The sequence below is a fragment of the Vibrio thalassae genome (assembly GCF_900089835.1).
Classification (GTDB): Bacteria; Pseudomonadota; Gammaproteobacteria; order Enterobacterales; family Vibrionaceae; genus Vibrio; species Vibrio thalassae.
On sequence record NZ_OANU01000074.1, the window covers coordinates 1 to 12690 of the forward strand.

13 protein-coding genes and 1 pseudogene are annotated in these 12690 nt (G+C 45.3%); 5 read left to right on the forward strand and 9 right to left on the reverse strand.

All coding sequences use genetic code 11. The annotated features are described in order from the left end of the window. The coding region (locus tag VTH8203_RS17600) for a transposase (protein ID WP_279627160.1) at window positions 1-194 on the forward strand (194 nt) is incomplete at its 5' end. Window positions 195-289: 95 nt separating this feature from the next. On the opposite strand, the gene VTH8203_RS17605 is transcribed toward VTH8203_RS17600, so the two are convergent. Beyond that, window positions 290-1375 carry an efflux RND transporter periplasmic adaptor subunit gene (locus VTH8203_RS17605; protein WP_096994850.1) on the reverse strand — a complete coding sequence of 362 codons (1086 nt, stop codon included), beginning with the start codon at window positions 1373-1375 and terminating at the stop codon, window positions 290-292. A gap of 201 nt (window positions 1376-1576) precedes the next feature. Between VTH8203_RS17605 and VTH8203_RS17610 the strand changes: the two genes are divergently transcribed. Beyond that, the gene (locus VTH8203_RS17610) at window positions 1577-2176 is read left to right on the forward strand and encodes a TetR/AcrR family transcriptional regulator (protein WP_096994841.1); all 600 of its coding nucleotides are present in this window, start codon (window positions 1577-1579) and stop codon (window positions 2174-2176) included. A 160-nt stretch (window positions 2177-2336) separates the two neighbouring features. On the opposite strand, the gene VTH8203_RS17615 is transcribed toward VTH8203_RS17610, so the two are convergent. The 6 genes from VTH8203_RS17615 to VTH8203_RS17640 all read right to left on the reverse strand — a co-directional run bounded on the left by VTH8203_RS17615 (window position 2337) and on the right by VTH8203_RS17640 (window position 7448). Then, window positions 2337-2684 carry a YajD family HNH nuclease gene (locus VTH8203_RS17615; protein ID WP_096994842.1) on the reverse strand — a complete coding sequence of 116 codons (348 nt, stop codon included), beginning with the start codon at window positions 2682-2684 and terminating at the stop codon, window positions 2337-2339. 85 nt (window positions 2685-2769) lie between these two features. Continuing rightward, window positions 2770-3375, reverse strand: coding sequence for a CDP-alcohol phosphatidyltransferase family protein (locus VTH8203_RS17620; protein ID WP_096994843.1), 606 nt, complete (start codon window positions 3373-3375; stop codon window positions 2770-2772). Next, a complete protein-coding gene (locus VTH8203_RS17625) occupies window positions 3369-4016 on the reverse strand; it encodes an ATP-binding cassette domain-containing protein (protein WP_096994844.1) in 648 nt (215 codons plus the stop codon). The genes VTH8203_RS17620 and VTH8203_RS17625 overlap by 7 nt, the downstream gene beginning before the upstream one ends. Next, window positions 3982-5688 (reverse strand): ABC transporter permease, encoded by a 1707-nt coding sequence (locus VTH8203_RS17630; RefSeq protein WP_096994845.1) that lies wholly within the window; start codon window positions 5686-5688, stop codon window positions 3982-3984. Before VTH8203_RS17630 ends, VTH8203_RS17625 begins: the two co-directional genes overlap by 35 nt. 23 nt (window positions 5689-5711) lie before the next feature. Further along, window positions 5712-6890, reverse strand: coding sequence for an ABC transporter substrate-binding protein (locus VTH8203_RS17635; RefSeq protein WP_167385840.1), 1179 nt, complete (start codon window positions 6888-6890; stop codon window positions 5712-5714). 279 nt (window positions 6891-7169) lie between these two features. After that, window positions 7170-7448: a hypothetical protein gene (locus tag VTH8203_RS17640; protein WP_096994846.1), complete on the reverse strand. Its 279-nt coding sequence runs from the start codon at window positions 7446-7448 to the stop codon at window positions 7170-7172. A gap of 331 nt (window positions 7449-7779) precedes the next feature. Here VTH8203_RS17640 and VTH8203_RS17645 point away from each other — a divergent pair. The 3 genes and pseudogenes from VTH8203_RS17645 (at window position 7780) to VTH8203_RS17655 (ending at window position 12042) form a co-directional block, all read left to right on the forward strand. Next, window positions 7780-9011: pseudogene (locus VTH8203_RS17645) on the forward strand (NAD(P)/FAD-dependent oxidoreductase). A gap of 83 nt (window positions 9012-9094) precedes the next feature. Beyond that, window positions 9095-10369: a dicarboxylate/amino acid:cation symporter gene (locus VTH8203_RS17650; protein ID WP_096994847.1), complete on the forward strand. Its 1275-nt coding sequence runs from the start codon at window positions 9095-9097 to the stop codon at window positions 10367-10369. Between the two features lie 488 nt (window positions 10370-10857). Beyond that, entirely contained in the window at window positions 10858-12042 is a 1185-nt protein-coding gene (locus VTH8203_RS17655) for a D-alanyl-D-alanine carboxypeptidase family protein (RefSeq protein WP_096994848.1), read from the forward strand. A gap of 88 nt (window positions 12043-12130) precedes the next feature. Here VTH8203_RS17655 and VTH8203_RS17660 read toward each other — a convergent pair whose 3' ends face one another. Continuing rightward, on the reverse strand, window positions 12131-12379 hold the full coding sequence (locus tag VTH8203_RS17660; protein ID WP_096994849.1) for a hypothetical protein: 249 nt from the start codon (window positions 12377-12379) through the stop codon (window positions 12131-12133). Window positions 12380-12513: 134 nt separating this feature from the next. Continuing rightward, window positions 12514-12690 (reverse strand): transposase domain-containing protein (locus VTH8203_RS17665; RefSeq protein WP_167385841.1); only part of this gene is annotated, 177 nt, incomplete at its 5' end.

The following is a 12690-nucleotide window of genomic DNA, read 5'->3' on the forward strand; positions in this document are numbered from 1 at the left end:
CAAAAAGGTTCATTATTGAAACGATTAATGACCAATTAAAGAATATATCTCAAATAGAGCACTCAAGGCATCGCAGCTTACATGGTTTTATGTTGAATTTACTTGGCGGACTAATCGCTTACTGTCTGAAACCAGAAAAGCCATCACTCAACATCACAAACACTGAAAAGACAGGATTGATGGCGATGGCTTAAACCGATCTCAGGTTAGCTAATGTATCCCCCCAGTAACGTCAGAGCGATTAACACCCAAACACTGGTGCGTTTAGCGATGGTGTAACGAACAATGTTCATTGTTGAACCTCTTGACTGCCATTGCCGACAGACAGCACTGGACGCACTTCCATACCTTCATGCAAGCTAGAAACACCCGCGATGACCACTGACTCACCCACAGTCAGCCCCTGGCTGATTTCCAATCGATCTTGGCTAAGTGCGCCCACTTGTACATAACGACGAGTGATAAGGTTATTGTCGTTCACTAACCACACGAATTGTTTACCTTGGTTATCAGGAACAACAGAAGTGACTGGCAGCGTAATGTATTGGCTTTCTGAGACAATGTGATCGTCGACGGGACTGACTTTTGCGGTCATGCCCGGTAATAATCGAAACCCTTTTAAATCATCAAACCGCAAAACCACCGCGTAGCTTTGACTAACAGGATCCGCTTGAGTCGCATGAGTTTCTAAGCTTAGATCGAACTCCTGTGAAGGAATGGCGGTAATTTCAGCGATGGCTTTGGTGCTTTTCAGTCCCGACATCATCACATTGTCAGGAATATGAATGACCACCTCCATCGTGTCGAGATCATGCAAGGTAAATATGGCTTCGTTCGCTTGGATCTGCATGTGGTTGTCGACCCATTTGCGTCCTATTATGCCATCAAAAGGCGCTTCAACTTTGGTGTATTCCACCTGACGCAGCGCTTCATCACGACGATTTTGTGCCAAGTTATAACGGGTGGTTAACTCATCAAGACTGCTCTTAGAAATGGCGTTGCTTTTCTCATAAATAGTCAGAGCTCTTTTGTACTCAGCGGCCAAATTATTCAATTCTAATTCGGCAGAAGCTAAAGCTATTTCTGCGTCTTTTGAATCCAATGTAGCGAGTAGTTGACCACGCACGACTCGATCGCCTTCTTCAACCAGTATATCTGTGAGCCGACCGTTGATGCGAAATGATAAATCTGCGCGCTCCGCAGCTCTAACGACGCCATTGAAACTTAAATGATCGTTGCGTTGCGTAGAGACTTGTTCCACGAGAGCGGGTCTGACGACAATGGCCGTTTCCTCTGGTTTTGATTGGGAGTTACAGCCTGTTACAAGCAATCCAGTTAGAGCGATGCCAATAACCCATGCCATTACTTTTGGCATGTTACTAAAAGTGGCAGTGCGTTTATCGTTCACGTTGTTCTCCAAAGAAGAAGGTAGATACAGTGAGGTTTACCTCGGCAAAGGTAAACTCATGAGTTTATTTTGCGAATTTTATTTTAGGTTTTTTTAAAAGTAAACCTAAAGGTTTACCTATTGTGTTCGATTTGTTAGACTCGGCACCAAACCACTAGGAGAGAACAAATGACTCGTTCAGAACAAAAGCGAAAAGCCATACTTGACGCCGCAAAAAAAGAGTTTATTGAGAATGGTTTTATGGCTGCCAATATGAACGATGTCTGTGCTTCGGCAGAAGTCTCTAAGCGAACCCTGTATCGTCACTTTGCGAGTAAAGAGGTTTTGTTTGAGGCGGTTTTGGCAATTGTACAGGATGGCGTAGAACGAGCAGGGCATTACCCTTATCACAGTGATAGAAGCGTACAGCAACAGTTAACGGCGATTACATTTAACGAAGTTAATGTGTCTTATGATGTTTACGGCATCGCATTTTCACGCACGATTATTATGGAGTTTTTCCGTCAGCCTGAGTTGGCTAAGAATATGAGCCAGCGAATCTATGAAACTCGTGCAGTGACACGTTGGTTTGAGCAGGCCATTGATGATGGAAAGTTGTGTGCTAAAGATGCTCAAACGATAACCAGTTTTTATCTTAGTGTGCTTCAAGGGTTACTATTTTGGCCGCAAGTGCTTGACCTTGGCTCTAAACCCGATGAGGAAACGCTGCAAGAAAAGGTCGAGCTTATCGTGAGTTCTGTGCTAAAAACTTTTGCGCCAGAAAGTTGAGCGCTGGATACGACCGCATTTATCTTCCGCTCTAGTGCCTATATCAAACAAGACGGTTTGGGGATTAGCCGATCCAAACTTTGCTCTGAGTGGGATTGAGTGTTCAATGGAGTAAAGAGAAACGTCAGGATTAGTCCTGACGTTGTTTTGCGTCGAAGGCCTATTTTTTCTTCATCATATTGGCTAAATCAGCGAACGGATTGTGCGTCGCAGTTTGATGGTTGTCTTCGCCTGGCTTAATCTCACTGCCGTAAAGTTCGTGTTCAGTGTACTTTGAGTGTTCATGGTCATGACAATACAAACACAGGAGTTCCCAATTGCTGCCATCTTCGGGATTGTTAGTATGGTCGTGGTCTTTGTGGTGAACCGTTAACTCTCTCAGGTTTGAATACACAAACTCCCTTGCGCAGCTACCACATACCCACGGATAAAGCTTTAGCGCTTTTTCACGGTAATCACTCTCTTTTCGTGCGTAGGCTGCACTGGTTCCAAAGTAGTCTGAAGACATATCGATCCTTTCATCGTATTAACCGAAATAACTAATGGTGAATGTACCACAATCAAAGCGAGATCTAATTTGATTTGAGTAATGTTTATCGCAATGTGTGGAACCCTGAGTAAATACGTGTGAAGGTCGTAAACCAGCACGCGGCACCAAAGACAAAAGCGATGGTTGCAAAATGCTCAGGCAATAAGCACAGTAATACAAAGCAACCAATGGTCTCAGTGCCTTCAGTCAGGCCGCTCATGTAATACAGAGATTTGTTCCGATAAACGGGATTTTCAATGCCACGTTTACCTGCCATTACGGCAAATGCCAAAAAGCTGGTTCCCGTGCCGATAAAAGAGAAGATCAAAAACGCACCAGCAATGGCATTTTGCTCAGGGTTAGCAATAACAAAACCAAACGGTATCAATGAGTAGAATAAAAAATCCAAGCTAATATCTAAAAACCCGCCGGCATCTGAAATGCCTTGAATGCGCGCTAAAGCGCCATCGAGGCCGTCGCAAATTCGGTTGAGTAAGATGAATACTAGAGCAATGGAATAGTGTTCAAACGCCAAAGCTGGAAAAGCCAGGCAACCTAGAGCAAAACCAAATAGTGTGGTTTGATTGGCGGTGACGCCGAATCGATTAAGCACACGAGCCGATTGAGATAAAGGCCAGCGAATGACTTTGATACTAAGGCTGTCTAGCATGCTGCACTCTCCCAAGGCCATTTGAGGACTTGGTTACCATCAGGAATATCGTCCTCATCATGAGTCACCATTAACGTAGGAATGTTGGCCGTGCGAAGTTGGTCTACCACCCAATCTCTAAACTGAACACGTAGCTCTTTATCGAGTTTACTAAATGGTTCATCCAGCAACGCTGCTCCTGGTTCGGCAAGTAGCATTCGCGTTAAGCTGATTCGGGCGCGTTGTCCTCCGGATAATTGCTCTGGGTAATGGCTAGCTACGTCATCGAGTTGGACACTAGTTAGCGCGTACATCGCCTGCGCCTGTCGCTCTGCACCTTTAAATCGATCGGGTAGCGCAAAAGCGAGATTCTCCCAAACACTGAGGTGTGGGAACAACAGATCGTCCTGAAACAAAATACCCACCTGCCTTTTGTGTGGCTCTAACGTATCGATGCGTTTGCCATTAAGTAGTACTTGTCCTTGATATACAAACTCAGACGAAAGATGGCCTGCAATAACATCGAGCAGAGTGGATTTTCCACACCCGCTTGGCCCCATTAGCGTCAATATTTCGCCCTGTTTTACATTGAAACTGCAGTCAGAAAACAGCGCCTCACCTTCCTTTTTACGGATGGTGAGGTTTGCCAGCGATAGTGTCATTAAATAAACGTCCTTTGATCTTAATTCGTCGATAACGAGTGTGAAAGCGATTGACCAACACGGCAATCGAGAAAAACAGCAGTGGTAGTAACGCTTGGAAGAGTGCATAGATGGCGGTGACTCGCCGATCGAATCCACTCGACAGGGCAACCGCTTCGGTGGTGACGGTCGCAACGCGACCAGCGCCGAGTACCAGAGTAGGTAAGTATTGCGCAAGGCTTACACTTATCCCTACTGCCCACGCGAATACCATCGCAGGGAAAAGTAGCGGCAGCTTAATGTGCAACCATGTATGAATAGGGCTCTTACCAAGGCTGAGTGATACTTGGATAAACTTACTATTGAAGCCGCGCCATGGACCATCAAGAGCAAGGAAAACAAATGGGAATGAGAAGAAGACATGTGACCAACAAACCCAGAATAAGTAACTCGAGTCACTGAGCAATAACGTGGTAACCTGCAACCCGAATAGAATACTCAGTTGCGGTAAAAGCATTGGAATCGCAATGACGTAACCGGGAATATGTAAGCGATATTTATTGCGATATTCATGTCCTACAATGGCAAGCAAAAGCGCAATAGTGGCCGAGATAAGTGCTATGGATAAGCTTTGCGCCATCACTTCAAAAATACCATTCCATTCATATTCCCAAAAACGCAACGTATAACGGCTTGGCAAGACGTCAGGAAACCGCCAGCGCTGGGCAAATGTCCAAACAATCGTCAGCGGTACCATGGCGGAAACAATGGAGACCAGCACTACGAACATTGCTTTACCGGGAATACGTAGCGATGTACGCCCTGAATATTGCCAGTGATTGCAAGCGTCAACCACAATATGTTCGATTAGACGAGCTAGGCCAATCAATGCCGAGGCGATAGCAAACAACACCACAGCACCAGCACTGGCACGGGGAAGCAAACTCAGGTCGGGGTCATTAAACCATTGCCAAACTAAAACGGCGAACGTCGGTGGATTTGTTGGCCCAACAATCAAAGCAACATCGACGACGGATAAGCTATACGCTATGACCGCGAACATTGGGAAGCGAATTTTAGTAAACCATTGTGGCAGTATTATCTTCCACCAGGCTGCACTTTCCGTATATCCAAGTGATGTAGCGATGCGCAGTGACTTATGCACTCTGAGTTGTCGCAATATTGGAATGCTCATCAGCAATATAAACGGCACTTCCTTGAGTGCGAGCATCAATGTCAAACCAACACCGTATGGGTCTTTTATTAGCCATGCAGAAGTGGCAGAATTTGCGCTGAGATCCACCCCCAAAAGGTCGACCAATGCTCTTGCACCAAATCCTGTCGGGGAGAACAAAAAAGCAAAGCCGATAGCAAAGGCAACGTGAGGCAGAGCAAGCAGAGGCGACAGCGATAATTCGATTCGCTTCCACCAACGGTTATTCCAACATGAGGCAATAATGGCAAAAGACAAAAAGCAAGCCAGATAACTACTTAAAAGCGCGGAACTGAACGTTAGCAAGATAGAGGTTTCTACCCCTTGCCATGCAAAGACCTGACTAAAGCCGGCTAAATTAAAATGATACAGACCCAAAGGGGGGATGTACCCTAACGAGGACAGCATCACCCCAAGAAAACCCGGTACGGTAGGGAAAATGCAGACAACGACTAAACAGACGTACAACAGTCTAAGCATAATCTTCTCTATCTCGTCAGTGGTTAGCTGCCGTAGCGCTTAAGCCATTCTTGCTCAAGTGCACTTTGCCAACTTGGATGAGGCTCGGCAACTGACTTAAATTGCTGAGTTTTTGCTGCGCTGCCCGTCAGGTATTGTTTATTCAGTACCGAAGGATCCCCCCAAATTGAGATATCACCTTTGCGCGATTGCGCTTCTGGACTCAAGAGAAAGTTAATGGCTACAAGCGCCCCAGCTTTAGCATTGGCATTCCAAGGGATTGCCAGAAAGTGGATGTTAGATAATGCGCCACTATTCATGGCGTAGGCGGTAGTGGTATCGCTTAGGTTACCATTTGCTTGAGCAGAGTAGACCGCGTTTGGGTTGAAAGTGATCGCGAGGTCAATTTGACCATCGTCGAGCAGCTGTATGGTTTCAGCAGTACCAGCAGGGAATTGTTTCCCGCCTCGCCATGCAACCTTGTGAAACTCATCGAGATAGTCCCAAAGAGGTTTAGTGACGCCCTGAAAATCAGCGTCTGACACCGGTTTTGCAAGAGCAGGGTCGTTCTTTGTCAGATCGATTAACAGAGATTTTAAGAAGCTCGTACCATGAAACTCCGGCGGTTTAGGGTAACTGAGTTTATTTGGGAATGCTTTAGCGTAATTAAGCATTTCCATGTAAGACATTGGTGGGTTATTGAGAGTTTGTTTGTCGTGGATGAACACGAGTTGACCTACTCCCCAAGGGGCTTCAAGTCCTTCGGTGGGTTCTGAAAAATCGCTGTCAACAGGGAGGGACTTATCGACATATTGCCAATTCGGCAAGTTGGAAACAAAAGGTCCGTAAAGTAAGGCATTGTCTTTCATGGACTTAAAGTTTTCACCATTGATCCACACCATGTCGACACTGCCACCGTCATGTTTTCCAGCGGCTTTTTCTGCGAGTAGGCGAGAGCCAGTTTCGGCAATATCTGTCACTTTAACATGGTTAAAATTGACGCCATATTGATCTTTCAGTTCCTTCCCCGCCCATTGAAGGTAGCGGTTAATTTCTTGGCTCCCCCCCCAAGCGTGGAAGTACACGGTTTGTCCATTGGCTTGTTCTAAGACGGAATTCCATTGAGTGTTGTCAAATGTTTCGCTGGAGACAACGGTTGACCATGAGGAAGCCGTCATTGCAAGAGTAGAAAGCACTGCAGATTTGAACATCTTATTATTCATTATGTTATCCATTTTATGCTGTTTGTGGCGAACCTTGCCTTGTAATTAATAATTGATACTACAGGTTGAGGCATGATAATCAATAGTCTAGAGGCTATCTATTGAGGTCAACCAAAAAATATCGGTTCAAAGCACAAGACCGGAAAACAAGATATTTAATTTCAAGATGCTGGTATTTTATTTGTCAGTGCAGAGGGGGGAGAGAAAATCAATAAAAAGGTACGAAGGTGATATTCACATCCGTGTGACAAAACCATTGGGCAAGGCAAGTGAGAGTGGTCAACTAACCAGACCGTTTCGAACCAGTCCTCGTTTTACACTAAAGCACAGTTTGCCAAATCTTCTGAGCTCTTCAAAGTTGGGGGCAATTCCACGTGATAATGCCGATTCCCAATAACTGACTTCAGTTTCCACTAATTCCATGAGTTTCTTCGGACAGCCAATACAAGAATTATCGGGGCCACAGATGAACGTATCCTCAGAATAAAGCGGTAATTGACTTTTTACATCAGCAATCAGCTGTAAAGTCGCATCTGCGAGGTTTGGCTTAACGGACATAGACAACCTATCAATGAATCAACCGCGCGGATGATAAGTCAGTCGACCCTAGGTTAAAATGCTACTTTTGGGGTAGATTAAACGTGCTTGATTGACTTGTTTTTTGTCTCGAATGAGTTGCTGATACCACCAACGCCTTTTCACACAAATAATCCCAATGTCAGTTCATTATTACAATATTGTATAAGTTAATATGATTTTGGCTGGATTATCATAATAAACAGTTCCAATACAATGTCGCCATTCTGTTTGCATTCACACCTTATGGTTTGTGCGAACTGCTGGTATTAAAGCGCAACCTTGATGAGTTGCACAGTTTTTGGAGCGTACGATGTCAAAAGTCGTGGTAGTAGGCGGCGGTGCAGCTGGCCTTGAATTAGTTACTCGTTTAGGAAGAATTTTGGCCGTTCAGGACAACACGAGGTCGTGCTAGTAGAGCCGACTAGTCACCATTATTGGAAACCGCGTTTACATGAAATTGCTTCTGGTACTTTTGACTCGGAGCTTGATGCGGTGAGCTATTTGCAACATAGCTATTACAATCAATATCAATACGTTCAGGCATCGATGAAATCGCTAAATCGAGGTCAAAAGACCGTTGAGATTCAAGATCAACAAGGCATGGTCTCAGAACTGGCTTACGATTATTTAGTGATCGCTGTTGGTGCGGTGAGTAATGATTTCAAAACGGAAGGTGTGAGTGAGCACTGCCTATTTTTAGACTCTGCTTTGCAAGCACAGCAAGCATGGGATCAAATCAATCCATTGTTACGTGCACAAGGTGAGCAAAGAATCTCCATCGTCGGTGCTGGAGCAACCGGAGTAGAACTCGCTGCTGAATTGGCAAAAGTCAGTCAAAAACTGACGCGTTATCGTCATGACATGAATCTCACCATCACTTTGATTGAAGCGTCAAATCGAGTCTTGCCTGCTGGCCCAGAGTGCATGTCAGAGAAAGTGCGTAAGGCATTGGTAAAAAATGGTGTCGAAGTGAAAACAGAGACTCGTATTAAACGTGCCGAAGCAGGTAAATTGGTGACTGATAGCGGTGAAGTTATTAACGCTAATTTGCAGCTATGGGCGGCTGGAATTAAGTGTGCACCATGGCTGGCAACGCTTGATGGCCTAGAAACCAACGCGCTAAATCAATTAAAAGTAGACGCTAACTTAGTCACCACTCTTGATGATGCCATTTTCGTGATTGGTGATAGTGCGGAATGTCCTCAGCCCTACGGCAGTTTTGTCCCGCCTCGCGCACAGGCAGCGAATCAAGCTGCAGGACATTTAGCGAATCAGATCAAACGATTGCTGAAAGGCAAATCCATTAAGCCGTTTATTTTCAAAGACGGTGGAATGGTTATCGCGGTAGGCCACAACTATGCGGTGGGTACTTTGATGAACAATAAACTGATTTTACGTGGGCGATTAGTTCGCAATCTCTACGATACCATTTTCAGACTTCATCAGCGTATCTTATTTGGTTGGGGTCGAGTCACAGCATTGGTGGTTCTGAAGCGACTAAAAAGTACTTTGAATCCTTTTTATAGAAATAACATCTCTTAATTGTCAATAGCACCAAGGTTCAAAGATGAGAAGGCCAATACGCCTTCTCTTTACTCGTTTCATTGTTTATGGATATCACCATTATGTGGGCAAAACTGCGTCTTTCTTTACCACTGCAATTGTTGTTTGCTGCGTTTCTCGCTTGGAGTATAGCGACCTTTCTACCGTTACCGAGTAACTTGACTCAGACGAGTTGGTATCAGCTGATTATGTTAGGTAAGACCACCTATATTGGCTTATTAAAAATGGTCGTCGGTATTGTCGTTATGCTGTCGCTGTTGCAAGGCATTACCAGTATTGGTTCGACGGTAAAACTGAAAACCATCGGACGACGCACACTCCTGTTTTATACGTTTACAACACTTATCGCAGTCAGTTTAGGTCTTGGCGCTTCGCTGTTATTACCCGCTTGGCAGCCACTCGCCAGTCATGTGCCGCTAGAAAGCCATGTTCAGCTTATTGATACAGAGGCTACAACGGGTGGTGCCATCGCAGGGAAACTATTGAGTATGGCGTTGGTTAATCCTGTAGCAGCTTTAGCGCAAGGTAACTTGCTTGCGATTGTCACATTCTCATTTTTACTGGGGATTGCGTTACTGTTCTCGCTACCAGAGAAACATAGTATCTTTGAGACGTTGTCTGGACTGAACAAAGCCGTCAATACGGTGGTTAGTGGCATCATAAAGTTGGCGCCAATCGCGGTATTCTCTATCGTATTTGAGTTTACCAGCAACGGTAACAGTGGCTTGTTTCATCAACTGTTCTTATTCGCTTTGCTGGTGTTCGCATTGACGGTTTTCCATGGCGCAGTTGTGTTGCCATCCATTGCCAAGTTGGTAACGGGAATCCGTTTTAGAACCTTGTTTAAAGCGATCTCTGCACCAATGGCGATGGCATTTGCCACGTCATCCAGTTCGGCAACGTTACCACTGTCAATGCAAGTTGCTGAGCAGGAACTGAACGTATCGCAAAGTACAAGCAGTATGGTGCTACCACTAGGGGCTGTGATGAATATGGACGGCACGGCTTTATTTGAGGGCGTTGCTGCGATTTTCTTAGCACAATTGTTTGGGGTCGACCTGACCACAACTGGCTTAGTGATGATCTTTATTATGGCAATGATCTCATCTGTTGGTGCGCCAGGCATGCCTTCAGGTTCTATGTCGGGTATGCAAATGGTGCTCCTTGCTGCGGGTATACCTCTTGAAGCTATCGCCATTCTGCTCATTATCGAACGTCCTTTGGATACGTTCAGAACGGCGGTAAACGTAGAGGGGGATTTAGTCGCATCATTGGTCATTGATAAGTGGCAACAGGAAGATGCCTTAAGCGGTCTAAGCTCTCCTGTCACGATGTAAATTGAGCTGGGTGGGCATTGAAGTCTTTACCCAATATGATGGGTAAAGAAGGCATTGGCGCAAATTGACCTTATTGCGAGAAATTTTAAGTGGTGCATTGTTACAAAGTATGTGGGCAACAGGCGAAAATTCGCTGTGTACTAGCGAAAAATTGTATAGCGAGTGTGCTGTTTAAACGGATTGTTGGTATAGCAAATGTCACCATTCTTTATAAGACGATATAGAAAACGTGAGGTAGGTAAAGGTGCGAGTGCTAGGAGATAAGAGATAATTAGCATAGGAAAAATCCCCAACACTCAATGTCGAGATGCTGTAATAAATCTTACAAAAATTCTGAGCTAACTTGCGAATATTATTCTAGTTTGTGGGTAGGGGGAAAGAAATCTTTCTGCTCCGCTTTGATACCGATGCTTTAAGAGACGAGTCGTCGTCAAGATTCCCTGAATCGGTAGGTAGGAGGAGTGCTCACAGAATAAGGAGTCCGTGAGATGAATAAAACGATGTCACTGATGTTTGCGTCTTTAGCTTTAAGTTCATCGGTGTCTGTTGCGGCGTTGGTGACACCAAATCCACCTGCATTGAATGCCAAAGGCTATGTTTTGATGGATTACCAATCTGGCGCCATCATCGTAGGGGGAAATCAAAACGCAGCGCTGGCTCCAGCAAGCTTAACCAAATTAATGACCGCTTATGTCGTCGGGAAAGAGATAGAGAACGGGCGGACGTCATGGGACAGTCAAGTATCGGTCAGTGAGAACGCTTGGTCCGTCAAATTTCCTGATTCTTCGAAGATGTTCATTAAGCCAGGTGACAACGTCACTGTTGCCGATCTGCTTCGTGGCTTGATTGTGCAATCGGGCAATGATGCCGCGGTTGCTTTAGCGGAACACGTCGCGGGTACAGAAAGTGGTTTTGTTGCGCTAATGAACCAGTGGGCGGCAAATCTTGGCATGAACAGTACGCAGTTCATCAATGCTCATGGTCTTGATGGACAAGGGATTCACACAACGCCTCACGATATGGCGATTTTGATGAGAAAGATCATCGAGGATGTGCCAGAGGTATACAAGATTTATTCTGAAAAGCGTTTTGTTTGGGCAGACATAAAACAGTACAACCGAAATAGACTTCTTTGGGACAATTCTCTGGATGTCGATGGAGGGAAAACAGGGTATACCTCAGAAGCAGGATACAGCTTAGTCAGTTCGGCAACTCAAGGGCAAATGCGTTTAATCTCTGTAGTGATGGGGGCGCCAAGTACCCAAACACGTGTTGAAGCTTCAAGGCAATTACTCAATTATGGCTTCCGCTTCTACGAAACCGATCAATTAGCGGTTGCTGATGAGAGTGAAGCGACAATCCGAGTTTGGAAAGGAGAAAATGCTAACCTTGACGTTGGCTTTGACCATGATGTGTTCGCGACCTATTTACGAGGTAATAGCCGCGGTGTCGCCAAACAAACCGAGATTTACGCACCGCTGATCGCACCAGTGAAGCAAGGGGATATCATTGGTAATGTCACCTGGAGTGTCGGCAATGATGAAATCGCTTCGGAGCCACTTATCGCCATGTCTAATGTGGAACAGGGATCCATCTTCAAACGTGCGTGGGACACAGTGGTGCTGTGGTTTAAATCTATGTTCTCTGATGCTAAAGGGCTGTGGGAGAGCTAACGCCATCAACGGCTAACATCTTTTCGGTACTTACCGCTTATTGCGGCAAGTACCGAAATTCTCGCCGGCGACAGACAGCTTGGTAGTGTTAAGAGGGTATTTCTTCAGCCTCTGCAAACCCAGGAATGACGTATGGCGCTTTCATATAAGTACATCCCATCCACTTGTTTCCTAACTTTTTACCGCCTATCACAGTTGCTCCGGCTATGACTGGCGGTAGTGTGCCATTGAGTAGCTGCGATTGGGTACCAATGTATTGTGGCATAGGGTCGGGTACCATCATCATTCCGGTATGCATTTGGGCAGGAACAATAACTTTTACTATGAGTTGTCCCATATACGCTCCTCTATGATCTCAATGTAAGTTCTAGTGACAATGGTGTTATTAAAGTTCTTAATTCAGAATAAGAGAGAAACGGTGATTTTTCCTATTATTCGGTATCCGCCCCATAAACCCACGGGGCGATATTGTTAGTGTTTGAAGTTCCAGGGCAGGAGCGCATCGATATTTGGCTCTGCTTTCGCCAGCTCTTGCATGCATTTAACCATGTAATCGTAGAGGATGAGACCGTTGACCTTCGCTGTCTCGACGATGCTATAAAGCATCGCGCTCGCATCAGCTCCCTTTGGATTGGTTGAAAAAAGCCA